Raw genomic sequence first — 24,002 nt, 5'->3', positions numbered from 1 at the left:
AATCGTACAAACATCTGATTTCACTCTATTATATCGACATTCATGTGCTCTCTGGCCGACACCAAACCTACTGCAACTGCGGCTTCTTCAAGAAACTGTCGCGATCAGCAGATTTGACGCGCAGCCAAGCCTCGCGGCCGTCGCGCAGTATCCTGACGGGAATTTCCGATCCTGCCTGGCCGCTCTTCCAGACTTGACGGTAGAAATCCGCAAGGCCGGTAATCTCTCCATCGCGTACTTCCGCAATAATATCGCCCCCCTGCAGTCCGGCCTGCGCAGCAGGTCCACCAGCAGCAACACTCATGACAACCACATCCCCGTTGCTTTCCGCGGTGAAAGCACCAAGCCAGGGGCGTGCCGGCTTGTTCACTCGTCCCAAAGTCAGCAAATCGTCGAGAATGGGCGGAAGCAGGTTGACCGGCACAACCATGTTAATGTCGGACGTGGTCCCGTTCCGGCTCATCACCAGCTTCAGCGAACCGATGCCCAGCAGCCTGCCATCTTCATCAATGACTGCGGCACCTCCCCATGACGGATGGGCGGGTGAGACAAAGATTGCCTCGTCCAGCAGATATTCCCAATATCCGGCAAACTCCCGCTTTGCGACAATCTTGGTCGGCAACGACCGCCCAAACCCGTCTACAAAGACAACAGGGTCGCCGACACGTGTTTTTGAAGCGTCGCCGAGCGTGATGGCCGGGCCACCCAGCGCGCCGAGCGGTTGAACCAGACCGAGACCTGTCTCCTGATCATAGGCGAGCGCATGACCTGGTACGACTGTTCCGTCCGCGGTTGTAAGCCAGACTTCTTCTGCCTCGGTGATCAAGTAGCCAATTGTGAGAACCAGCCCGTCTTCGCGAATAATTACGCCACTGCCTTCGCGAACCGTGCCGAGCGACCCGGCCGTGAAAGCATCATCAGGAATGGAAGTGCGAATGCCAACCATTGAACGCGTGACTGAGTTTATGTCCATTTTCGATCTCGGCAGAAGTGCATCGTAGCTCCCTTTTAGGTGGGAACGCTGGTGGCATCCCGCAAGGCTGAGGAAGCGGTGATACCGGAAACACACTATAATCCGGCACATACGGCGCCTCGGCTGGCACCTCAATTTTTGAAAGTACGAAGATCACGCTAGACCGGGAATCAGGATCCTGTTTTGCCGTTGATTGGCACTATGCGGACGCCGGATGCGTTATCTGCAGAAAAATCGTTCGCTATCAGCCCGTCAGAAAGGAAAATCGCCCGATACAAAGAACATAAAATCTATAGACTAAAAGCAAGCATAATATCAAACTCAGCCTTGAGGGAATCCATGCCAAAAACTCAATCCAACCCCATCGAGATCGGCGTCGATGCTGCAGGCTTCGCACTGCCGGACGCCCATGGCCGCATCCATCAGTTGGCCGATTTTGCCGGCAAGCCGGCGCTGCTCGTTGCTTTTATTTCCAATCGCTGTCCGTTTGTGGTCCTGCTGCGTGAGGAATTCGCAAAATTTGGACGGGAATACGAAAGCAAAGGGCTGCAGATCATTGCAATCAACAGCAATGATGCCGCCGCACATCCGGAAGAAAGCCTGTCGCGCCTCGGTGAAGAAGTTGAGAACCATGGCTATACCTTCCCCTACCTGAAGGACGCTTCGCAGGATGTCGCCAAGGCATATGGCGCCGCATGCACACCTGATTTTTTCCTGTTCGATGCCGACCGCAAGCTCGCCTATCACGGTCAGTTCGACGACGCGCGGCCGGGCAACGGCAAGGATGTAACCGGCGCTGATCTGCGCGCGGCAGTGGATGCAGTCATCTCCGGCGCCCGCCCGGCAGCCAACCAAATTCCTTCGATCGGTTGCAACATCAAATGGGAACCGGGCAACGAACCGTCCTGGTCATCGGCTGCCTAAGGCATCCGTTTTCCGCAAGCGGCGGCATGGTCCGCCTCCGCCTTCCCAAAGTGTGTACGAGAGACGGAATGTCGTCAAAACAAACAGATCCGAGCGGATCCGACCGCCTTCAACTGGAAGCCGACGTTCTCGTGATCGGGGGTGGCCCTTCGGGAGCGTGGGCAGCGCTCGCTGCAGCGGAGAATGGCGCCAAGGTCGTGCTGGCCGACAAAGGATATCTTGGCACCAGCGGAGCCACGGCGCCGTCCAATACCGGAACTTGGTGCGTTGCCCCAGGCGAGGACCGCGCCCAGATCGTTGAACGGCGATGGCAGCGCACCGCCGGATTGGCTGACCCACGTTGGATGCTGCGCTGTGTCGATCGGGCCTATGAAAATCTCCTGAAGCTCGTCGAATGGGGTTACCCGTTTCCGAGCGAGGACGATGGCAAACTCTACATCGCCAATCTGCGCGGGCCGGACTACATGGCTTTCATGCGCCGCCGTGTACTTCTTGCGGGCGTCACCGTTCTCGATCAGCATCCGGCTCTTGAACTTCTGTCCAACGGCGAAACCGTGACCGGGGCGGCCGGTGTGGATCGCCAGCGACATCGTGACTGGCGCGTCGATGCGAAAGCTGTGGTGCTCGCGACTGGCGGCTGCGCCTTTCACGAGCGAATTCTCGGTGCCACGGGCCTGACCGGAGACGGCTATCTCATGGCCGCGGAGGCGGGGGCGACGCTCTCCGGCATGGAATTCACCGGCAAATATACGCTGGCGCCGCATGGCTCCTCGCTCAACAAGGGATTGCCGTTCCGCTGGGCGACCTTCTATCGCGAGGGTGGCACAGAGCTCATCAACAGCGACGGCGAACCCCTGCGCAACGGTATCGGCGAACGCGAAAAGGAAATCGCCCGGGCGATGATCGAGGCACCGGTCTATGCACGCCTCGATCAGGCGGAACCCGCATTGCAGGACTGGCTGCGCCAAGGGCAGCCCAACTGTTTCGTGCCGTATTCCCGTATGGGGATCGATCCGTTCAAGGATTTGTTCCGCGTCACCTTCAAGGCGGAGGGCACGGTTCGCGGTACCGGCGGAATTCGCGTTGCCACCGCCGACTGCGGCACGGATGTACCCGGTCTCTATGTGGCCGGTGATGCTGCAAGCCGCGAGAACATGACCGGCGCCGTGTCGGGCGGCGGGGCGGTCAATTCCTCTTGGGCTATTGCCAGCGGCTGGTGGTCTGGTCAGGGCGCGTCGCAATTTGCCAGGCGGCATGAACAACGGTCGGCTTTTCGCTCGACCTCCAACCCCCTCGGCGAAGCCGGCCTACGGCCGGCTGGCACGCCAAAACCCGGTATCACGGCAAGAGATGTCGTTGCTGCCGTGCAGGCGGAAGTCCTGCCGCTCGAAAAGAACTATTTCCGCGATGGTAATCGCCTGGAGACAAGCCGCCTGACACTCGACACGCTTTGGCATGACGTCCGCCATCATCTGGCCGGTGCCGGCGTCGATCGTTACCGGACCCGCGAAGCCGCAGCAATTGCCGCAACCGGCCGCTGGTCGCTGAACGCCGCTCTTGCCCGTCAGGAAAGCCGTGGCATGCATCGGCGCGCTGACTTCAAAACAAGCGATCCCGCTTTCACGCGTCCCATTCTTGTCAGCGGCGTCGATGATATCCGCGTTGAAGGCTCCCCTCCCCTACAGCACGGCAAGGAGCTTGCGTGATGATCGAGGTGATTTCCGGGAACCGCTGCATCGAATGTGACATCTGCGTCAAGGTCTGCCCGGCCAATGTCTTCGACAAGACCGGCGGCGTGCCAGTGATCGCCCGGCAGGATGACTGCCAGACATGCTTCCTGTGCGAAATCTATTGCCCGACAGATGCGCTCTATGTGGCCGAGCATGCCGATGGACCAATCGCCATCACCGAGGCGGAGATCGAGCAGCGCGACCTGTTTGGCAGCTATTCCCGTGCGCTCGGCTGGAAGCGTGGCAAACCCGGCGGCACGCAATTCGATCCGACACACCGCATTCGCGTCGCTCAAGTCTGAGACCGAAGGAGACCATAAATATGGACCGTATCACCGTTACCGATGTCCACAAGACGTTCCAGCTGAAGCCTGGTCAGTTTGTCACCATCGACGGCCAGCCCTCCGATAGCGTTACGGTTCTCGACGGGGTCGATCTGACAATCCGCAAGGGTGAGTTCATCACACTTGTCGGCCCGAGTGGCAGCGGCAAGTCCGTCCTGCTGGACATCATCGGCGGGCTCACACAAGCAACCCGCGGTGCGGTCGAGATCGACGGCAAGGTCATTACCAAGCCCGATCCGAAGACCGGCTACGTCTTCCAACAATATGCGCTATTTCCCTGGCGCACAGCGCTCGCCAACATCGAGTATGCGCTGGAAGTGCGCGGTGTCACCAAGCGCGAGCGCACCGACAAAGCGCGTTATTTCCTGTCGCTTTTCGGCCTTTCGGGCTTCGAGGACCGGTTCCCCAACCAGCTGTCCGGCGGCATGCAGCAGCGTGTCGCCATTGCCCGGGCGCTGGCGGCCGATCCGGAAGTTTTGCTGATGGACGAGCCGTTTGCGGCTCTCGATGCCCAGACCCGTGAGATCCTCCAGAGTGAACTGCTGCGCATCTGGGAAAAGATCAACACGACGGTGGTGTTCGTCACCCACTCCATCGACGAGGCGATCTATCTCGCCGACCGGATTGTTGTGATGACGGCGCGCCCGGGTCGCGTGAAGGAGATCATCGATATCGATCTGCCACGTCCGCGCGACGGCGATATCCGCTCCAGCACCGAGTTCAACGGCCATCGCGGCCGCGTCTGGGAAGCGCTGCGGGACGAAGTGAACAAGGCGCAGAAAGATTGGGCGCTTTCGCCCGCCTATGCTGCCTGAAGGCTGTACGCCGCATAAAGACAATGGGAGGCCAAGATGGCTTTTGTAACCGATAAATCCGGCTTCGTGCCTGCAGTGACACCACGGTCCCGCGACAAGTCAGCGCCGGCACGCCGAAAGAGCCGCGGGCTTCATCTGGGCACGTTCGGCTACGGACTCCCATTGCTGATCATATTCTTCGTATTTTGGGAAATCGCCCCGCGCCTTGGCTGGCTGAGCCCGCTCTTCTTTCCACCGCTCAGCGAAGTGCTGACCGCCTGGTACGCCATGCTGCTGGATGGCACGCTGTCGGCCAATATCGGCATCAGCCTGCAACGCGCCTTCATTGGCTTTGCACTCGCCCTTGTGGTGGCGATCCCGCTTGGGTTTCTGATGGGGCGATATTCGACGTTCGAGAAGGTTTCTGACCTTCTCGTGCAGACCCTGCGCAACACGTCGCAGTTCGCGTTGCTGCCGGTCTTCATCCTCCTGCTCGGCATCGGCGAGGCTTCCAAGATCGCCATCACCTTCTACTCATCGATCTTCTTCCTTTTGATCAACACCATCGCCGGCGTGAAGTCGGTTGATCCACTTCTGTTGAAGGCCGCCCGGTCGATGGGCACCTCCGATCTGGACCTTTTCCGCAAGGTCATCCTGCCGGCCAGTATTCCGCACATCGTCGCAGGCGCCCGGCTTGCCGTGAAATCTTCCATCTTCGCGGTGATCGGCGCCGAGATGCTCGCGGCCAAATCCGGACTTGGCTACCTCATTCAGAACTCGCAGTTGATGATGGAAACGGCCGATATGTATGCCGGCATCCTGACGATGACCTTCATTGGCCTGATCGTGAACTACATGCTGGTGTGGTTCGAGCGCTGGGCGACCGGCTGGAAGAGCCCATCGGAATCCTCCCCCCACTAATCCCCTGTTCGACACACAACCGCCAAAGGACGACCATGACCGACACATTCACCCGCCTGCGCCGGGACCTTTTAAAGGGCATCGCCCTCACCTTTCTCGGCGCTTCCCTGCTCTCAGGCGCAGCGTTTGCCGAAGACAAGCCGGACGTGATCCGGATCGGCACCACCGCACCGGGCCATCTGAAGTTCATTCTGGGCCGCCATGACGGCGCATTTGAAAAGGAATTTGCCAAGGATGGCATCAAGGTCGAGCTGGTAGCCTTCACGAATGGTGGCTCCGAGGCCTTGACCGCGCTCGCGACCGGGGCAATCGAAGTAACCTACACCGGCAACAACCCGGCCCTGCGTGCCGCAGCCCTTGGTGCCGATGTCAAGGCGATCGGCCTGTCAAGCTTCACCAAGAATTCGTCGACCACGATCATCGTCAAACCGGATTCGCCGATCAAGACGGTTGCAGATCTGAAAGGCAAGAAGGTCGCCTTTCTGGCCGGCACGGTTCGTCATTCGGTATTCTCGAAAGCGCTGAAGACCGTAGGACTGACCACGGATGATGTTGAACCGCTCAACCTCGACTTTGCCGCATCCGGGCCTTCACTGATCCGGGGCGATGTCGATGCTGTCGTCGAATCCGACAATTCGACGTCGAAGCTGGTCGAAAAGGGCGAAGCCCGTGTCATCCTCGACAGCAACAAATATCCGGAATGGTCTGCGCCCTTTATCATTTCGGTGAACGGCGAATTTGCCAAGAAGTATCCAGATCTCGTTAAGCGCCTTTTGAAGGTTGATATCCAGCTGGCGCGTTGGGCTGATGCCCATCCCGAAGATACAATTAAAATTTTCGTCGATGAAACCAAGACATCGGAAAAGTCGGTCCGCAACACCTATGCCGATGGAAAATTCTATCAGGATCCCCGCATCACCCCGGAAGCCATCAAGGCATTACAGGATGAAGAGGCTTTCATGGCGGAAGCGAAGCTGCTCAAAGGCTCGGTAGACTACGACACCTGGATTGACACCAGCTATCTCGACGCAGCCTATAAGGAAGTCGATTCCAACCAGTAATCCGTCTATGCTTTAAGACCGCCGGGCTAGCGTTATCCCGCTGCCCGGCGGTCGTTTGATGACCCTCAATGCTTCAAGACTGAAATGACAGTAATTCCTTTCGACCAGCGGCTGATGCCAGCGCCCGCGAGCCGCAACTTCATTGTTTTTCCCATTGCCCAATGCGTCAGTTTTTCGGGGGACTGGATGGCCGAGGTCCTTGCCGCCGGCACGTTCCTGTTTGGCGTCTCCGGTACACTCCCCGCGGTTCGGCATCTTTACTTGCCCGAACGCTTGCCCGCCGCCGCGCACGAGGCTAACCAATGACAATGGTCAATGCAGCTGAAAGCGTCGAGATACAGCATTCGTCAAGCCAATCAAGGCTTGTGGTCTTTGTGGTCGCTGTCTCTTTCTTCATGCAGATGCTGGATGCAACGATCGTCGTCACCTCGCTGCCGCAGATGGCGCAGTCCTTCGGCGTGCAACCGGTGGCCATGAGCATCGGCTTGACGGTCTACATGCTGACGATGGCGGCCTTCATTCCGCTCTCCGGCTGGCTGGGAAGCCGGTATGGCGCCCGTAATGTCTTTATGGCGGCGATTGCGATCTTCGCGGTCGCATCCCTGTTCTGCGGATTGTCGGACACACTTGCAGAGTTCATTGCCGCCCGCGCGGTCCAGGGGTTTGGCAGCGCGCTGATGAACCCGATCGGGCGTATGATCGTGCTGCGGAACGCGCCGAAACGTGACCTCGTCAATGTCGTCGCATTGATCACCTGGCCCGCCCTGATTGCTCCTGTCATCGGGCCAGTGCTTGGTAGCGTCATCACCACTTATGCAAGTTGGCATTGGAACTTTTTCATCAATATCCCGATCGGGATGATCGGCCTTGCGCTTGTCTGGTATTTCGTGCCGCAGCAGAAGGAAGAGGATACAGCCAGGCTTGATATCGCCGGTTTCGTGCTATCGGCGCTCGGTCTCACGCTCTTGCTCGCAGGATTGGAGAGTTTCGTTCACGGGGCAATGCGGGCCACTCAGGTCGCTGCCTTGCTGGCCGCAGGCCTCGCCTTTTCGGCATGGGCCATCCGTCATTTTCGCAGGACCAACAATCCGCTGCTCGACCTTTCTCCCTTCGCTATCCCGACCTTCGCGTTTTCGACCCTGTCGGCCGGAACCGCGTCGCGGCTTGCGATCAACGCCATGCCGTTCCTGATTCCTTTGCTTTTCCAGGTTGGTTTCAGCCTCGATGCGATTGCGACCGGGACATATATCCTGGTCTATTTCGCCGGAAACCTGGCGATGAAATCGGTCACGACGCCGCTTCTACGACGCTTCGGTTTTCGAACGATCCTTGTCTTCAATGGCGCAATTGCCTCGGCCTCCATCGCCGCCTGCGCCATCCTGTCGCCCGCGACACCCAACTTGGCAATCTACGCACTCCTGTTTATCGCAGGTCTATCCCGATCCATGCAGTTCACCGCATTGAACACGCTGGGCTTTGCCGACATTACGCCGGCACAACGCAGCTCGGCATCGACGCTGTCGAGCATGCTGCAGCAGTTTGCCATGGTTCTCGGCGTTGCCGTTGCCGCTGCGGTTCTCAGCATGTCGCAACATCTGCGCGGGGACGTGGTTCTGGCGCTTGCAGATTTCCGATGGTCGTTCGTCGCGATTGGGGCGATAGGACTGATTGCGTCGCTCAGATTTTTCAGCCTCCAGCATAACGCCGGTGCCGAGGTGTCGGGGCACTCACCGAAATGAACGGAGAGCCGCAGGCTGCAAATCGCCAGCAGTCTTCCATTCTTTCGGCGGCAAAGCCAGCCATTGTATTAGCGCATATCCCATCCTGGAGCCCGCCGAAAAATCCACGGGCTAGTCAGCAGTCTGGCGGCGGCCTTTAGGCCGCCTTCCTCGTTGCATCGAAGGGAATTTCAACGTCGACGACAAGTGTCGAGACCTGCACGCCGCGCTCCAATTTTACACTGACCTTTTCGCTATCAACCTGCATATGCTTGGAAATGGCGCGAAGAATCTCGTCGCGCAATTTGGTCACAAGGTCTGAATCGCCGGTTGATGCACGGTCATGGGCCAACAGAACTTGAAGCCGCTCCCGTGCGGCCGGTGCTGACTGCGGCCGGGAAAACAAACGGAAAAGATTCATGCCGCTTTCCTTCCAAACACCTTGCTGAAGAAACCGCGCTTTTCACCCGGAATGGTGACGGGCAGGACTTCGCCCTTGAGACGCCGGGCCGCTTCGAAATAGGCCATCGCAGGGGCGCTGCGACCATCCGCCAGGGTGACGGGGGCGCCCACGTTGGAGGCACGCAGGACATCCGTGCTTTCCGGAATGATGCCGAGAAGAGGGATAGACAGAATCTCCAGAACGTCATCGACCTTGAGCATGTCGCCGCGCTCGGCGCGAGAGGCGTCGTAACGCGTCAGAAGGAGGTGCTTCTCCATCGCTTCGCCGTTTTCGGCTTTCAGCGTCTTGGAATCAAGCAAGCCGATAATGCGGTCGGAATCGCGGACCGAGGAAACTTCAGGATTGGTCACGACGATAGCGACGTCCGCGTGGCGCATGGCAAGCGTCGCTCCGCGCTCGATGCCGGCCGGACTATCACAAATAACCCAGTCAAAAGCGCTCCTGAGCGAGGCAATAACCTGTTCGACGCCTTCCGGAGTGAGGTTCTCCTTGTCACGGGTCTGCGAAGCCGGGAGCAGGTAAAGCGTTTCCACCCGCTTGTCACGGATCAGCGCTTGCGTCAGCTTGGCTTCACCTTGGATGACGTTGACCAGATCATAAACGACGCGTCTTTCCGCACCCATGACAAGGTCGAGATTGCGCAGGCCGACGTCAAAGTCCACGACCACGACTTTCTCGCCATTCTGCGCGAGAGCGGCGCCCAACGCGGCTGTCGATGTTGTCTTGCCGACGCCACCCTTGCCGGACGTAACGACGATTACTTTGCCCATGTACCTCTCCAATTCCGTAAATACGTCTTCTATTAGCTGAGCGCTTCCGCTCTGATCGTTTCGCCTTCGAGCCATATCTGGACGGCTTTCCCCCGGAGACCTGGCTCCATATCCTCGGCGGTCAGATAAAAACCATCGATCGCGATCAATTCCGCCTCAAGCTTGCGGCAAAAGATGCGCGCAGAGGCATTGCCCATCGTGCCTGCCATGGCGCGCCCTCGTAGCGCACCGTAAACATGGATCGATCCGCCGGAGACCACTTCTGCACCCGACGCCACGGAGCCGACAATTGTTACATCTCCCTCAGTATAGTGGAGCGATTGCCCAGAACGCACCGGCTGACTGACAACAATCGACGGCGCTGCTTTTGCCGAAGTTGGGACAGAAGCAACAACGCTCTCGACAGGCGCTGCTTTTTCCGTCTCTTCGCCCACCGGTATCTCGACGTCGGAAGCCGCACGTCCGTCCGTCATAGCGGGCGGCAGGTCCGGGCCGAGCAAGGAGGAGCGAGCTCCCTCGATCCCCATGATCCGGACATTGCGCTTGCTCAGCTGACTGACAAGATCGCGCAGTTCTGCGCGTTCGATATCGAGCCCCTGAACGTCGAGCACAATCGGCCGCCGCAGGAAGAAGCCGGCGGAACGGGAAGCCAGATGGTCGAGCTGGACAAGCCAGTCATCGAGCGGCAGTTCGGGTGTCAGCGCGAGCGCAAGGAAAGATCGTCCCTTGAGACGGATCGGTCGGGGTTCTGTTAACACATCATTCAACTTGGTAAATTTTCTGTTGATACGGTGTAGCGAGGCAATGGTTAACAGAAGGTTAACGAGGGATCACCAGTCGTGGTGTTTGACGGCCGGGCAGCGCCTCACCGCGCGAAAATATCTGTCGCGCTATCGTGCAAGGGAATACGTCTTCTCGTCACAAAAAGCAGACATAACCAAAGACTTGCCGGTTGAGAATAATGTCAAAACGGGCTGTTCGGGTACGTCCGCCGCGTCTAAAGTCTGAAGCGCTGTGCTATCTCAACGTCCCTGACTTTGAAACCCAACTATATTGGCATCGCTCCGCGTTTTAAAAAGGCGGCATCAGGCCAAGCGTCTCCTGCGCCTGCACAAGAGAATACCGGGGACCAATGAAACCCTGAAGAAGCCCAGTTTCGTAGGGAAAACCGTCGTTGACTCGCCCGCAAAATCTTGCCGTGAGGGCACGCGGAGTCCATATAGGCGTAATGACGCTTGATTCGAAAATATTCGTTGGACTCAAATCCTCCCGCAAAAAGTCGGCTCCTACCAGTGAGCCCACAGGCCCGAGATGCCAATGGGACGGCTGCGAAAAGGCTGGCACGCATCGGGCGCCCGTTGGGCCGGGTGCGGAAGGCTTGTATCTGTTGTTCTGTCTTGAACACGTGAAAGAATACAACAAGGGATACAGCTTTACGACGGCTCCATCGAACGCGGACGTCGCTCGCTACCAGAAGGAAGCGACGATCGGCAGCCGTGCGACCTTCGGAACCAGGATCAACGAGGCGACCGAAATTCCGATCCCTTCCACTATCCGCTCCGGGTCTGCGAAGGCATTGAATGCCCGAAAAACCGCCGCACAGCGCCAGGCGCAAAAGGCTGATCTCCAGAAACGGAGACTCAAGGTTCTCGAAGCCAAGGCTTTCGAAACACTTGGCCTTTCGCCGGAGGCGACACCGGAGGAAATCAGGAGCCGCTACAAGGAGAGGCTCAAGATGCACCATCCTGACGCCAACCAGGGTAACCGCACCTCCGAAGACGAGCTTCGCGCCTCGATCGAAGCTCATAAGATCCTGAAGCTGAACGGGTTTTGCTGAGACTCGCTCTTTGATTGCCGTTTAGGTTCGACCAATCCACGTGGAGCGCCTGGTCAACTGCGTTTTGGGAGAGATGTCTCCCGACTTCCCGGCGTAAAAGCGCCCGGAGCATCAGCCATTTTGCGAGTAGGTCTGGCGGCCTTGTGAAGCGGTGGAATCAGCCGTTCAGCCTTCGGCAACCTACCCAGCGCAACGCGATAATACGCAACACGGTTTCTTCCCGAGCGCCGCCAATATTGCCATGCAGTGTCTTATCCGGCTACGCGGCGCGACACTGTGACCGCAGAGCGGTGCATCACAGTGGCGATGCACCGAAACGGCCGTAATTCGATCTCAACGTGCTGTCGTAAAAATCCTCCAAAACGAAAAAGCCTGCCGCGGGAGGAGGTGCGGCAGGCTTTTCGAAAAGAACCGAACAGCGACTGGGAGGAGGAGTGCCGCTGTTCCTTCAGACGCCCTTGGGAGGAGGAGCGGGCCATCTGAAACTCGAAGCTCTGCGGGAGGAGGTGCATTGCTTCGATGACAACCATCATACCCGGATATTCGTCATTTCAAAGAGTTTATGTTGCAGTGCAGCTATGCAAGAAACGCGAAGCTGAAAAGGACGCAACTGGCAACGTCCACCGACTGAAACGCGAAACGCCCGCACAAGGCGGGCGCTTCGTCAAAATTAAGCAGCTCTATCAGCGAGCGACAGCGGCGCGGGCTACGCTGTGGATGTCACCGCGGGCAATGCCGAGGTCGTTCAGCTCACGATTGGTCATCCGGCCCAGTTCGGACACCGTCTGACGATACTTGCGCCAATTGTTCAAGGAGCGTGCTACGTTCATGATGATCCGCTTTCGTGAGGTTCTTTTGACGTCAGCAGCCGCTATTGGCTCCGGCATCGTTTGATGAGGGAAATATAGGCGCTTCAGGCCAATCAGAATATCGACAATGCGTCGGAGCACCTATGCACCAGATGCAGTGCTCGCCGCTCACCTGCCCATTTTGGTGCCGATATGGTCGATTACCGCCGGGCTTTGGGCACATCCGTATGCCGGGGGATTTCGCTTCGGGGATGCTGGAGTTCATCGTCCGGCGCGTACCCTGCGTCATGGTCCACCGAGATTTCGGGAGCCGCCCGACCAGCAGTTCTTCATGTTGAGCGGGTTAATCTTGCAAGCATTCGGACCTGCGGCCTCCGGCTCGCACGGTAAAGCCGGGAAATGCCATTTCGGTACCTCCATCCGCCTGGAACACAGGGAGAAACGAAAAACGGCGGCGCAAGCTGGCATCGCAGGCGGCCAACAGATCAAGAAAACGTGCAGAAAAGCCGGAAATCAGCATTATTAGATAATAATAATTCATAATTTCTAATAACGCCTACAAGAAACTCCGATTATATTTTCGAGAGACCCTTCCTATAGATATAGGTCATGCCAGACAAAAGAACAAATGACATGCTGATGTGAGCGATATTTGCCCCCATCGGACCTATCTTTGGAACGAGAGTGAACGCGGTGACATGAAATACGATGGTGGCGGCGAATACGATGCGCAACACCAAGGCTTCCTTCCCCATGGACAGCAAGGCGGAATAAAGCACCGTGCCGCACAGGATCATCATCACCGCAACGGTCTGAACGATGACGAGAGGTCCAGCTCCAAGGAATTCCGGGCCAGCGGTCCAAAGCAAAACGCGATCGATTGTCAGATAGAAAAACAACAGCGCGCCAATGCCGAAGACGAGCAAAAGCATCTGCGTCTGAAAGACGATTTTTCGGAAATCCTTGAATTGATTTGCACTCCACGCCCGGGCCAAATCGGGAAACAGAACGGCCTGGACCTGCACGCCGGCCTGCTGGGCGATGCGGCCAATACGCTTGGCGATGTGATACAGGCCGGCGGAAGCGGGATCGGTGAGATAGCCGACGATCAACGTGTCAAGCTCGCTTGCACTGGAACGAATGGCCGACGAAAGGTTGGACGAAAACGAAAAAGAGTAGAGGCCCGGAAACTTCTTTGCGACACCCCGGACAGGCGCGAAGAGAACCCCGCCCAACCCCCGCCTTCTGAGTTCGATGAAGGCAAGGACATTTATGTTCACAGCACCAAGAATCTGAGCTCCCATCCATAGCAGGAGAAATTCAAAGAATCCCCACCCGACCCAAACGCCGAAGAGGCAGAAGGCAACGCGCACCATGCTTGCGAGAACTTGTCCATACGCAAGTATATTGTAGCGCCCAAAGAGGCGTAGCACTGCTGTCGACATTCCCGAAAGCTGGAATAGCAGGACAGAACAGTAGATAAGGACGATGCGGCTCATTTCCGCAGAAACCCCTACGAGGGGACCGGCAAGCAAAATCACCAGCACGGCGACTGTCCACGCAATGCAGGCTGCCAGGACATCTAGAAGAAGCCCGAATTTGAACAGCGTTTTGAGATTCGACAGATCTTCGGCCTGCAACGCCTCCGCGCCATACTTGACCAATGGTTGCCACGATCGGAAACTGACAAGCCTCTCGACGCCCCGCGTATAGGCAAAGCAGATGGCAAGCACCCCATAATCTGTCGGGCCGAGCGCACGTGCAGTAAGCGCAAAGCCTGCAAGGCCGATGAACGAGCTTGCGAAATTCCCTGTCAGCAGGTGGGCTATATTCTTCAATCGGACCAGGAAATGTGCTTCTTTTTCCACGGTCGATCTGACCTTTCCAAGCTTAGTCAAAATGCTCCCCGGCATACTCACAGAAATATCTCCTCCTGAAGAGCGACGGATTTTAGATATGGACAGCCGTTGCTCCACGAATATCGGATTTGCCCATGCAGTTTTAAGTATGCAAAGCCATGAATCGCATGCATAAATTCAATCGTAAGCAGAAGCAGCAGGTTGTACTTTCTCAAAAAATCAGTCGGTGAAAATATTCATATCGAGCGCCCCTGCGCCGGTAGCGGCCAAACTCGTTCTTCCAAGCGATTGGACCGAAAATAATTCGACATCTTTGTATTAGAATGTGGTAAAGTCCACCCATAGGTATTTGTTTATTTTTTGGCGGGGGCAAAATGACGTTTCCGGGCACCATAAAGACTAGAATAAGCAGCCATATTCCCTTCATTCTTTTTGTTTCCCTCGTTATCGCGACATGCCTAGCTTTCCCCTTCGCGGCGAAGGCGGACGCTGAATCTTACCGGCTGGCAGGTGGCGATACTGTCTCTTTCGATTTCCTGGACGACGCCGAGCTCCCGGTGACGCTGACGATCGCATCAGACGGAGACACGCAATTCCCGCTTATCGGGTCCGTGAATATTTTGGGGCTGACCGTAAACGAGGCTCTGCAAAAACTTCGAAACGAATATCGCCAGCGCCAGATGCTGACTGATCCGAAACTCGCCCTCCATGTGTCGGCTTTCCGGCCGGTCTTCGTATTGGGCGAGGTCAAAACGCCCGGCTCTTTTCCTTTTTATCCCGGCCTGACGGTTGAGCAAGCAATTGGCCTGGCTGGAGGACCGCAAACCCTGACATCAAATCCTTCAGACAGAATCCTGTTACGCGCCCGCCTGCGCGGAGAGATGGATGGCGCCGAGGTCGAGATCGTCAGCGAAGCGCTTTACGCCGCACGGCTTGTCGCTCAACTGAAGGGGTCCGACAAAATCGACCTGAAGGACGCACCGGAAATCGCACGTCCCTATCTTGAGCACGCGTCGTTGAAGGGTGCCATTGAAATCGAGGAACGAATTCTGAAAACGGACCTCATTACCACGGACTCTCAAGTCCAGATTTTGACGCAAGGGATTACGGAAACCGAGGAAGAGCTCAAGATATTGGCGCAATTGGAAGAGCAGCAGAAAGAAGTGGTGGCGATGAACGAAAAGGATCTCGATCGCGTTACCGCCCTGCGAAAGCGGGAGCTCAATACGGAAGCGGATTTATCGAGAACAAAGACAACAACATCCAATGAAAAGTCCCGTTTGCTGGAAGTCTACGCCGGGATGTCCAATTCGAGACGTGAGCTGGGTAAACTCAAGCTCGACCTTGCCAAGCTAAAAGCTGACCGCGAGACGGATATTCTCGTGAAACTGCAGGAAAGGGAAGTTGCCATCAAGAAACTGGAAGCGGCACGCCAAACCGCCCAGGAACAGTTTTTTCTGATCGCTTCCATCGCCACGGACGAGAAAAAGCGCAATCAAATTTCATTTACCTACGAGATCCGCCGGGTTGAGGATAAAGGGCACGAAACCATCGAAGCCTCGATATCAACTGAGCTTTTACCCGGAGATGTTCTGGCAGTGTCTATTGCCGGCATGTAAATCCGTCAATTTTCTACACGCATTTTCTTTAAGTCTTCAATTTCCGGTTTGATTGTGGAGTGTAGTTTGCCATCCAGTCGTATAGCCGTCTCCCGTTTCGCAATTCGTGGATTCATCCTGTCATTTCCGTTGCGCGGATACTCTTTGCATTGCCGCTCATCGCAGCCCGCATGTTTTCCTCCGCTTCGCCCCCCGCACCGGCCAGCGTCTAGCGTTTGGCGCGTGACGGTTCGGATGGGGGTTGCCTGATGAACCTCACGACAACCATGGGGAAAACGCTCGTCATCGCCCCTCATCCGGATGACGAGGTTCTGGGGGCCGGCGGTACAATTGCTCGCCTGGCAGCCCAGGGGAATGATGTGTATGTGGCTGTTGTGACCTGGGGAAGCCCACCGGCCTTCTCCGCCGAAACGATGTCGAAAGTGAAGGCGGAAGCTGAGAAAGCTCATCGTATTCTTGGGGTCAAGGAAACGTTCTGGCTTGGTTTTCCCGCCGCCGCCCTTTCTGAAACTGCCCATTCGGCGTTGAACGCAAGCTTGTTCCAACTGGTCCAATCGCTTTCGCCACAGACCCTATTATTGCCATTCATTGGCGACATGCATCTCGATCACCAGTTAACCTTCACCTCGTCTCTGGTTTCGGCCCGCCCACACCAGCAGAATTTTCCAAGGTTGTTGCTAGCCTACGAAACGCTATCCGAAACCAACTGGAATGCACCCTATCTAACGCCCAGTTTCGTTCCGAATGTCTTTATCGACATCGCTGACCACCTCGACGTGAAGATGGAGGCGATGCAGGCATTCAAGTCGCAGCTGCGCCCTCCTCCACATGAGCGGTCAATAGAAACGCTGCGCGCGCTCGCAACATTGCGGGGGGCGACAGTCATGACAACAGCCGCAGAAGCCTTCGTTTTGGTACGCCATGTGATCTGATCCAGATACTTTACCGTAGGCTGGAACTGGCCAGCCCATATTGCTCATATCTGCAACGCAAAGGAAGAGAGCGATGGCACGTTGGCCGGTCTACGACCAAGAGCAAATTGAGAACGTGGTCTCTGTGTTGAAATCCGGCGAGGTCAACGCCTGGACCGGGCCATATGTCCGGCAATTCGAGGAGGCCTATGCCGACTTTCTCGGTCTGCGGCACGCCATTGCGCTCGCCAACGGAACCGTTGCCCTGGAACTTGCATTGTTTGCGCTGGGGCTTCGCCACGGAGACGAGGTCATCGTCACACCCCGAAGCTTTATGGCATCCGCCGCCTGCGTTCCTTTTTGCGGAGGTGTACCGATTTTTGCCGACATCGATCCCGACAGCCAAAATCTGACGGCTGGGACGATCGCCGCTCAGATAACTCCCCGGACGCGCGGAATCATCGTGGTTCATCTCGCCGGCTGGCCCTGTGATATGCAGGGCATCATGGCTCTCGCCCGCGAAAATGGACTTTGGGTGATTGAGGATTGCGCCCAGGCCCATGGTGCCGAAATCCACGGCCAACCGGTCGGGAGCTTTGGCGATATAGCGGCCTTTTCGTTCTGCCAGGACAAGATTATCACGACCGGTGGCGAAGGTGGACTGATCGCCATGAACGACGACACGCTTTGGCAGAAAGCATGGAGCCGAAAGGATCACGGAAAATCCTACGACACCGTTTTTCACAAAGCCCATCCGCCCGGCTTTCGCTGGTTGCACGAATCCATTGGAACGAATTGGCGCATGACATCCATCCAAGCCGTTCTTGGACTAACCCAACTCAAACGGCTGACGGAGTGGCAGGCGAAAAGGGCACGTAACGCAGCGATACTGCAGGCGGCAACCGCCGATCTCGAAGCCCTGCGGACACCGCAGCCACCGAGCAGGTTTCGACATGCCTATTATCGGTTCTACACATTTGTTCGAAGGGACGGGCTGAAACCCGGCTACGATCGGGACAGGATTGTTGCGGAGGTGAACGCTGCGGGCGTGCCGTGTTTTTCAGGAAGCTGTTCAGAGATATATCTGGAAAAGGCGTTCACGGACATGAAGCATGGCCCCAGCCGGCGGTTACCGGTCGCTCAGGAACTGGGTGACACGAGCGTAGCATTGCTGGTGGACCCTGCCATTGATGAACAGACAATGATCGAGACCGCCCGCGTCTTGCGCCGGATTATCCTCTCTGCCAGCCGCTCCTCCGCCAGGGAGATGGATACAGCAAGCGCCCCTCAGGGTGACCGCTACGTATCCTGACAAGCTGCATCGCCCAAGACCATTAGCGCGGTCCCAATTGTTTTCTTTGTAAGTTCGCCCGTGGCGGCTTGAGGAATAATGCGGACAGAATGTTACACTTTTTGTCCTTGCCGATCGACGGCTGACAACAGAACGCCATCCCACTCAGCGAGAATGCGCTCCGGCAAATATTTTCTGGCACTCAGCGCAGCCTTGGCGCCCATGGTTTCGCGCTGCGTTTGATCTCCAAGCATCGCATCAAGGGCCAGCGCGAGAGCATCGACATTTTCGCAAGGCACAAGAATTCCATCGTCTCCATTGGTTATCATCGTACCTGGCCCCCATTCGCATTCAAATGACACGACGGGGAGTTCGACTGCCATTGCCTCAAGTAGCACGATGCCCCAACCTTCATACCGGGACGACAGGACGAAGACATCAGCCGTCTCAACCCACAGACCCGGCCGCGCTGTCACCCCCGGCATTTCGACGCGCGCTTGCAGCCCAAGCGCATCGCGTTGGGCTTCAAGCGATTTGCGGTCATCTCCCTCGCCCCAAATGACAAGCTTCCAATCGGGGTGTTTTGGCGCAACCAACGCAAACGCGTTTAGGAGGAGATCGAATCCCTTTTGATGCGTCAGGCGGCCGACTGCGGTCAGGGTATTGTTTTTGCGCCTGTTGACCCAATCTGGCGGCAAGTCAACTGCATTTGCGATTACCCAACCTCTGCGGCGCATCGCTGGTGGAAAATAATCGAGAGCACCTTGGGTCATGGTCACGAGGCCGAAAGCGCGCGGATACAAACGCGATTGAAGCCATTTCCAGATCTTGCCAAAGGGTTGGACTGCCGGGTTGTTGCGTTCCGATACGACGATCGGAGCCGGCATGCCCAGGGAAGCAAGCAGTGTCATGACATTTGTTCGCGTGAGAAAACTCAGGACAAAATCCGGCCGGGAGCGCCGGAGCGCTGAACGCAGGCGCAAAATGCGAAGACCGACGGCGGCAGCCGATCCCAGTTTCGACATCCTGCCGGGAGGAACTCCGAGCCTCACAATCGATATAGCGGGGTGAAGCGGATAATAGGAGATAGCATCCGGCACCTCGAAAGTAATGATCGTTACCGTGTGTCCCAAGGCCTTCCAGTGATTGGCAACCAGGTTGACCACATGTTCCGTGCCTCCCGCCGACAATCCAGGCACAACAATCGTTACTCGTAATCCCCCTGGACTAACCTTTTCAAACCGCAAGACATTTTGGCGTTCGTTCATGACGGCAACTCGCTCTGCGGCCTGGATGCGTTCATTGAGGATACCGGCCGACGATGCGCTCCTCCGAAAGCCATTGCATGAATTCGTCGAAATGGGACCATTCACCCTCTTCTTTCATCGACCATGCGTCATTGATCCCGACCTTTGCACCCAATTCCGCTTCTATGGAGTCTGCGATCCCGTCATGGTCGTCATCCACATAGGCAGTCCCTTGCTCCACCGGAGGCAGCCCCCCGGATTTATTGACCATCCGGCCCCGGCCACCCTGACCCTCAGGCCCCATATCGGTAATCCAGTCACTATCGAGCCTGTCGCGCGGGAAAGCGCCGGCGTGAGTGCGGATTTCTTCATAGGCGGCTGGCGCCGAAAGAATTTTGTCCACGGACAACGGGCATGGCGGCGTTGACACGATGTAGGGTTCGGTTTCCGGTGCGATCATGACGATAGATTTGGACTTCGGAGCCCAGGACACGTTGCCCGCCTGATAAATCTGCGGGTTCTCCGCCTTGTCTGTCTCCTTTGAATGAATGGCGTAGGTCGTATCCTCTGTACTTGGGCCTGCTTTGAAATAGTTCCCCACATAGGAAATCGGGGTGCCGCCCGGAAACTGCGAAAACACCTCTCCCCATTCTGATTTTGCGTTGAAAAAGACGTTGTTTATAATTTCGATGCAGGACTTGCCGTAATGGTTGTTGTCCGGGTTCCGATCACGGTTGGATAGGCACAGGTTCTTCAAGAATGTTATGTTTTGCGGCATATGCGGGTCGGAGCCCAGCAATGTGCATTTGCTGTGCTTGTTCAACCCCTCTGCAAAAATCGAATTCGCGATCGTCAGATCGGTGGTGTCAGAATGCGCGTTGATGTTTTCGTCCGTGGCCCATGCCCCCGACACGTGATCGACATAGACCCGGGCGCTGTTCTCGACAGTCAACGCATCGACATTCTTGACAGAGTTTGGCAGCTGGGGGCGTATTTTCAGATGCCTGATGACGACATCATGCGCGTTTTTCACGATAAGCGGAGTGTTCCATTTCTTGGCATTTGGTTCCTCGATCGTCAGCACAATGCCGCCGCCAGGCGCCGTTTGACCGAGAATGGAAAGAAAGGAGCCTTCCTCGCGCACGAGTAGCGTGGACTTCAGGTGGATGACACCGGAAACGCGGAAAATACAATTGCGCGGGCCTTTGGCATCGACACATGCGCGCAAACTGCCCGGTCCAGCATCCTCGAGGTTTGTAACCTCGAGGATGGCTCCACCTCGTCCGCCCTGCGCTGTCCGTCCATATCCTTCTGCGCCTGGAAATGCGTATTGAAGTTCTTGGTTCTTGGCTTCAACGCCGGATGCCAACCATAGCTGGAAAGCCAAAAACATCAGCAGGCCAGCAAGTATTCGTGGAACTGTCGCACCGGATGATGAAGACTTCCGAAATTGCGCTCTGCATGGCCGCACCGCAACGATCCGCGAACCAATCCGCCTCATCCTCCACAGCCCTCCGCCGCTCTACTATTTTTCCCAATATAGAAGTTTCACGTAGCGGCCGCCGCTTCTGAAGCGACCTAAAAATCCTATCGCTTGCGCAACAAAGTGCTCTCTTTTTTCATCAGAATCAATCTGATCTGCGCAGGGCGGCATCATCCAAAGAGATGACATTATTCTCTCGACTGGCAATGTCTTTAAATACTATGATCTTGTGCATTGCATGATACGTGGTGGAGATTAGACTGCGTGGAAACAAAACCAATAGTCGTTGCATTTCCATTTGCGGGCGGCGATTTCGGTGGGAGCGACATTTCCGCTGTACACCTTATTTTGGCCCTCGACAGAACCAAAGTACAACCGATTATTATGCTCCATAGCGACAAAGGGGACTTTTCAAAGTACCTGGACGGGAAAAACGTCAGCTATGTCCGCATTGATGATGCTGATGTTTTGAGGCCGCGCCACGGAAACAGTGTTCAGCGGATGGCGGCAGCGGCTGCAAAATACCCATGGACCATGCTGAAGCTTCTGCGCTTTCTGCGTCAGCATAAAATTGACATCGTCCACACCAACAACGGTTTGGTTCACACAACCTGGGCGCTTCCCACGGTTCTGTCTGGAGCAAAGCTTCTTTGGCACCACCGGGGTGATCCGACGGCCAAGGGCGTCAACATGCTCGCGCCCCTGGTGGCAAGCCATGTTGTAACTGTTTCAAAATTCGCACAGCCGTCCGCGCCTCTAATTTCCCTAAAAAACCGCATGTCTGTGATCCACAGTCCTTTTGACCACCCAACTGCCCTTCCCGATCGCGAAGAGTGCCGCCTTGCAGTCGCGCGCGAACTGGGGCTACGTGAAGACACGCGGTTTGTCGGATATTTCGGTGCTCTGATAGACAGGAAAAGGCCGGTTCGGTTCGTGGAGGCCGTTCATGCCTTTCACATGCAAAATCCGGACTTTCCAATCGCCGGCTTGCTTTTCGGTCCGCCCGAGCAATATGGCATTCGCTTGGACGGTGAGGTGATGGCGGCGGCTCAAAAACTGGGCATTGCCGACCGTATCCATCTGATGGGCTTTCGCCTGCCAGTCGCCCCCTACATGTGCTCTGTCGATATCCTGCTTGTCCCGGCTGTGAATGAACCATTCGGCAGAACGTTGATCGAGGCGATGCTGCTTGGAACTCCGGTGATAGCGACCGACCACGGAGGCAATCCGGAAGCGATCGATCACGGCCGGACGGGCTTTCTGGTTGCGCCCGAAAATCCGCCCGCTTTTGTCGAGCCGATGAATATCCTCCTCAAAAACCCGGCGGAATGGCGACGGATAAGCGAGACTGCCCGAAGCTCGGCCCTCGCGGGTTACAGTGTCGGCCGCCACGTTGAATCGGTCATGGAAATCTATGAGAGGCTTACCGGTAAAAACGCATCGATCTAGTTCATTCGAGTGGCAGGCGGAGCAGAACGGAGCTTATTTTTCCAATGCGTGGAAGGAGTTGCTATGCGGATTGAAGACATTCATTTTCTGATCATTGGCGCAACTAAAAGCGCGACGACGTGGCTCCAACAATCCCTTCAACAGGATACAGCCGTCTGCATGCCGGATCCCGAACTCCATTATTTCAGCAGGAACTACGATAAGGGAGACGAATGGTATCTTTCGCAGTTCGGCAGCGCTGGAGATCGTCGCTTTGTCGGAGAGAAGTCAAATTCCTATATGGACACTCCCGGCGTTGCAGCACGGATAAAGCAAGCCATACCGAATGTTCTGCTGATCGCTCAGCTTCGCAATCCTGTTGACCGCGCATATTCCGACTACTGCATGTTATATCGCCGCGGTGAAGTCGGGCGGGACGTGGCGCAGTATCTTGACCCGCGCCGTGCGACTGGTGGCCGGTTCCTCAACGGAGGTCTCTATCACCAGCAATTGCAGCCTTATATCGACCTGTTTCCAACCCAGCAGTTGCAGGTATTGTTATATGAAAATATCCGCACCGATCCTCAAAGACAGCTTGATACCGTGCGAAGTTTCCTGAGGCTGGAGTCGGAGTTGCGCATGCCGCCGGTAACAAAGAAGGTCAAGGATAAGACCGATCCAATCGTCTCTCCTGGCCTTCGCCAAATCCTCAAACCGCTGAAACCCGTTCTCGCCCCATTCCGCAACAATTTCGTTGTACAGGGGGTGAGATCAATGATCGCGCAGGAGACTAAATACAGTCCGCTGGAGCCCGATCTCTGCGCCCGCATGGTTGAATTTTATGCCCCGGAAGCAGAAAGGCTCGGCAAGCTGATCAACAAGGATCTCTCCGAGTGGCTGTCGCGCGTTTCGGCGATGAAGGCACATCTGCGTCCAGCATCTTAATGCTGCAGGGATCTTCACCGGGTGCCGCACGCTTCCACCTATCCGTCTGCTCCCCATGCGATGAAATGAGGATTGGCGAAATCGCAGTCCGACGCCTGCCGTCTCTTTCCATAAGTGAGCGGCGCACCGTCCAGCAAAGATGTGCGCCCGCCGGCAGCACGCAAAACGGCGTCGCCGGCGGCCGTATCCCATTCCATCGTCCGGCCATATCGAGGGTAGACGTCCGCACCTCCCTCGGCGAGCAGGCAAAACTTCAAAGACGATCCAACAGAGAGGCAGGATTTGATGCTGTTCAAGCGCAGAAACTCCTCAGTCTGCGCATTACTGTGGGACCGGCTTGCGACGGCAGTCAAACTCACACCCTTCGCGCGGCAGCGGATATCGCCGCGATCGCAAACGTCGCCGCCTGCCGCGACCATAAATTTTGAGGCACGGCCTTTGTAAGCAGCGTAGCCGGTATGTCTTGCCGGAGCGTAGACGACACCGACGACGGGTACGCCGTTCTCGATCAGTGCGATGTTCACCGTGTAGTCAGCGCTTTGGTTGATATATTCCTTGGTTCCATCCAGGGGATCGACAAGGAAGAAAGCAGGCGCATCGAACTGGGGGATATGTCCCTGCGCCATGGCTTCTTCCGCGACCACAGGCACACCCGGAAATGCGCGCAACAAGGCGTTGAGAATAACCGCTTCGGCCATCTGATCGGCAATCGTCACAGGGGATTGGTCGCTCTTGATCGTTGTGCCGGCACATGACGGCCTGACACTCAGTATCGCTCTTCCCGCCTCCACCGCAGCACGCTCCAGCACATCCAACATCACACCCCCTGTGCAGCTTCGTTTGATTGTCACTCGCTTTGGCATTGCCGCCTGTAG

The 24,002-nt window shown here is 56.5% G+C and carries 24 protein-coding genes; 15 read left to right on the top strand and 9 right to left on the bottom strand.

Annotated elements, in window-relative coordinates; all coding sequences use genetic code 11:
- Positions 1 to 67: 67 nt before the first annotated feature.
- Positions 68 to 973 carry a S1C family serine protease gene (locus ACSQ3J_RS25625; protein WP_436040602.1) on the bottom strand — a complete coding sequence of 302 codons (906 nt, stop codon included), beginning with the start codon at positions 971 to 973 and terminating at the stop codon, positions 68 to 70.
- A gap of 339 nt (positions 974 to 1,312) precedes the next feature.
- Here ACSQ3J_RS25625 and ACSQ3J_RS25620 point away from each other — a divergent pair, with 339 nt between their 5' ends.
- The 8 genes from ACSQ3J_RS25620 to ACSQ3J_RS25585 all read left to right on the top strand — a co-directional run bounded on the left by ACSQ3J_RS25620 (position 1,313) and on the right by ACSQ3J_RS25585 (position 8,486).
- The gene (locus ACSQ3J_RS25620; RefSeq protein ID WP_436040652.1) at positions 1,313 to 1,897 is read left to right on the top strand and encodes a thioredoxin family protein; all 585 of its coding nucleotides are present in this window, start codon (positions 1,313 to 1,315) and stop codon (positions 1,895 to 1,897) included.
- A 68-nt stretch (positions 1,898 to 1,965) separates the two neighbouring features.
- The gene (locus ACSQ3J_RS25615; RefSeq protein ID WP_436040601.1) at positions 1,966 to 3,603 is read left to right on the top strand and encodes an FAD-dependent oxidoreductase; all 1,638 of its coding nucleotides are present in this window, start codon (positions 1,966 to 1,968) and stop codon (positions 3,601 to 3,603) included.
- On the top strand, positions 3,603 to 3,929 hold the full coding sequence (locus tag ACSQ3J_RS25610) for a 4Fe-4S binding protein (RefSeq protein WP_436040600.1): 327 nt from the start codon (positions 3,603 to 3,605) through the stop codon (positions 3,927 to 3,929). The genes ACSQ3J_RS25615 and ACSQ3J_RS25610 overlap by 1 nt, the downstream gene beginning before the upstream one ends.
- Before the next feature lie 20 nt (positions 3,930 to 3,949).
- Positions 3,950 to 4,786, top strand: coding sequence for an ABC transporter ATP-binding protein (locus ACSQ3J_RS25605; protein WP_436040599.1), 837 nt, complete (start codon positions 3,950 to 3,952; stop codon positions 4,784 to 4,786).
- A 36-nt stretch (positions 4,787 to 4,822) separates the two neighbouring features.
- Positions 4,823 to 5,686, top strand: coding sequence for an ABC transporter permease (locus ACSQ3J_RS25600; protein ID WP_436040598.1), 864 nt, complete (start codon positions 4,823 to 4,825; stop codon positions 5,684 to 5,686).
- Between the two features lie 35 nt (positions 5,687 to 5,721).
- Entirely contained in the window at positions 5,722 to 6,747 is a 1,026-nt protein-coding gene (locus ACSQ3J_RS25595; protein ID WP_436040597.1) for an aliphatic sulfonate ABC transporter substrate-binding protein, read from the top strand.
- Positions 6,748 to 6,831: 84 nt separating this feature from the next.
- Complete coding sequence (locus ACSQ3J_RS25590) at positions 6,832 to 7,053, top strand: hypothetical protein (protein WP_436040596.1); 222 nt, start codon at positions 6,832 to 6,834, stop codon at positions 7,051 to 7,053.
- Positions 7,050 to 8,486, top strand: coding sequence for an MFS transporter (locus tag ACSQ3J_RS25585; RefSeq protein ID WP_436040595.1), 1,437 nt, complete (start codon positions 7,050 to 7,052; stop codon positions 8,484 to 8,486). Before ACSQ3J_RS25590 ends, ACSQ3J_RS25585 begins: the two co-directional genes overlap by 4 nt.
- Positions 8,487 to 8,622: 136 nt before the next feature.
- On the opposite strand, the gene minE is transcribed toward ACSQ3J_RS25585, so the two are convergent.
- From minE to minC, 3 genes are read right to left on the bottom strand one after another with little or no spacing between them, the layout of a single operon-like run.
- Entirely contained in the window at positions 8,623 to 8,886 is a 264-nt protein-coding gene (gene minE, locus ACSQ3J_RS25580; RefSeq protein ID WP_060503305.1) for a cell division topological specificity factor MinE, read from the bottom strand.
- Positions 8,883 to 9,698 carry a septum site-determining protein MinD gene (gene minD, locus ACSQ3J_RS25575; RefSeq protein WP_060503304.1) on the bottom strand — a complete coding sequence of 272 codons (816 nt, stop codon included), beginning with the start codon at positions 9,696 to 9,698 and terminating at the stop codon, positions 8,883 to 8,885. The genes minE and minD overlap by 4 nt, the downstream gene beginning before the upstream one ends.
- Positions 9,699 to 9,730: 32 nt before the next feature.
- The gene (gene minC / locus ACSQ3J_RS25570) at positions 9,731 to 10,465 is read right to left on the bottom strand and encodes a septum site-determining protein MinC (RefSeq protein WP_112834502.1); all 735 of its coding nucleotides are present in this window, start codon (positions 10,463 to 10,465) and stop codon (positions 9,731 to 9,733) included.
- Positions 10,466 to 10,926: 461 nt separating this feature from the next.
- Here minC and ACSQ3J_RS25565 point away from each other — a divergent pair, with 461 nt between their 5' ends.
- Positions 10,927 to 11,535, top strand: a complete 609-nt coding sequence (locus tag ACSQ3J_RS25565) for a J domain-containing protein (RefSeq protein ID WP_060503302.1) — start codon at positions 10,927 to 10,929, stop codon at positions 11,533 to 11,535.
- Positions 11,536 to 12,218: 683 nt separating this feature from the next.
- Here the strand turns inward: ACSQ3J_RS25565 and ACSQ3J_RS25560 are convergent.
- The gene (locus ACSQ3J_RS25560) at positions 12,219 to 12,365 is read right to left on the bottom strand and encodes a DUF1127 domain-containing protein (RefSeq protein ID WP_082512033.1); all 147 of its coding nucleotides are present in this window, start codon (positions 12,363 to 12,365) and stop codon (positions 12,219 to 12,221) included.
- Positions 12,366 to 12,471: 106 nt separating this feature from the next.
- Between ACSQ3J_RS25560 and ACSQ3J_RS25555 the strand changes: the two genes are divergently transcribed.
- Positions 12,472 to 12,870, top strand: a complete 399-nt coding sequence (locus ACSQ3J_RS25555) for a hypothetical protein (protein ID WP_436040594.1) — start codon at positions 12,472 to 12,474, stop codon at positions 12,868 to 12,870.
- 46 nt (positions 12,871 to 12,916) lie between these two features.
- On the opposite strand, the gene ACSQ3J_RS25550 is transcribed toward ACSQ3J_RS25555, so the two are convergent.
- Entirely contained in the window at positions 12,917 to 14,263 is a 1,347-nt protein-coding gene (locus ACSQ3J_RS25550) for a lipopolysaccharide biosynthesis protein (protein WP_436040593.1), read from the bottom strand.
- A gap of 314 nt (positions 14,264 to 14,577) precedes the next feature.
- On the opposite strand from ACSQ3J_RS25550, the gene ACSQ3J_RS25545 reads away from it, so the two are divergent.
- The 3 genes from ACSQ3J_RS25545 (at position 14,578) to ACSQ3J_RS25535 (ending at position 18,045) form a co-directional block, all read left to right on the top strand.
- Entirely contained in the window at positions 14,578 to 15,822 is a 1,245-nt protein-coding gene (locus tag ACSQ3J_RS25545) for a polysaccharide biosynthesis/export family protein (RefSeq protein ID WP_060503299.1), read from the top strand.
- Between the two features lie 248 nt (positions 15,823 to 16,070).
- The gene (locus tag ACSQ3J_RS25540; protein WP_436040592.1) at positions 16,071 to 16,754 is read left to right on the top strand and encodes a PIG-L deacetylase family protein; all 684 of its coding nucleotides are present in this window, start codon (positions 16,071 to 16,073) and stop codon (positions 16,752 to 16,754) included.
- Positions 16,755 to 16,827: 73 nt separating this feature from the next.
- Positions 16,828 to 18,045 (top strand): DegT/DnrJ/EryC1/StrS family aminotransferase, encoded by a 1,218-nt coding sequence (locus ACSQ3J_RS25535; protein WP_060503297.1) that lies wholly within the window; start codon positions 16,828 to 16,830, stop codon positions 18,043 to 18,045.
- A 92-nt stretch (positions 18,046 to 18,137) separates the two neighbouring features.
- Here the strand turns inward: ACSQ3J_RS25535 and ACSQ3J_RS25530 are convergent, their stop codons facing one another.
- The gene (locus ACSQ3J_RS25530) at positions 18,138 to 19,292 is read right to left on the bottom strand and encodes a glycosyltransferase family 4 protein (RefSeq protein ID WP_436040591.1); all 1,155 of its coding nucleotides are present in this window, start codon (positions 19,290 to 19,292) and stop codon (positions 18,138 to 18,140) included.
- A 31-nt stretch (positions 19,293 to 19,323) separates the two neighbouring features.
- Positions 19,324 to 20,664: a pectate lyase family protein gene (locus ACSQ3J_RS25525; RefSeq protein WP_436040590.1), complete on the bottom strand. Its 1,341-nt coding sequence runs from the start codon at positions 20,662 to 20,664 to the stop codon at positions 19,324 to 19,326.
- A 354-nt stretch (positions 20,665 to 21,018) separates the two neighbouring features.
- Here ACSQ3J_RS25525 and ACSQ3J_RS25520 point away from each other — a divergent pair, with 354 nt between their 5' ends.
- Complete coding sequence (locus ACSQ3J_RS25520) at positions 21,019 to 22,203, top strand: glycosyltransferase family 4 protein (RefSeq protein WP_436040589.1); 1,185 nt, start codon at positions 21,019 to 21,021, stop codon at positions 22,201 to 22,203.
- A 63-nt stretch (positions 22,204 to 22,266) separates the two neighbouring features.
- Positions 22,267 to 23,127, top strand: a complete 861-nt coding sequence (locus ACSQ3J_RS25515) for a sulfotransferase domain-containing protein (RefSeq protein ID WP_436040588.1) — start codon at positions 22,267 to 22,269, stop codon at positions 23,125 to 23,127.
- Between the two features lie 38 nt (positions 23,128 to 23,165).
- Here the strand turns inward: ACSQ3J_RS25515 and cysQ are convergent, their stop codons facing one another.
- Positions 23,166 to 23,945: a 3'(2'),5'-bisphosphate nucleotidase CysQ gene (cysQ, locus tag ACSQ3J_RS25510; RefSeq protein ID WP_436040587.1), complete on the bottom strand. Its 780-nt coding sequence runs from the start codon at positions 23,943 to 23,945 to the stop codon at positions 23,166 to 23,168.
- Positions 23,946 to 24,002 lie beyond the last annotated feature (57 nt).

The organism is Rhizobium sp. LjRoot98 (assembly GCF_964252935.1).
Taxonomy (GTDB): domain Bacteria; phylum Pseudomonadota; class Alphaproteobacteria; order Rhizobiales; family Rhizobiaceae; genus Pararhizobium.
This window is presented reverse-complemented; position numbering and strand designations above follow the sequence as displayed.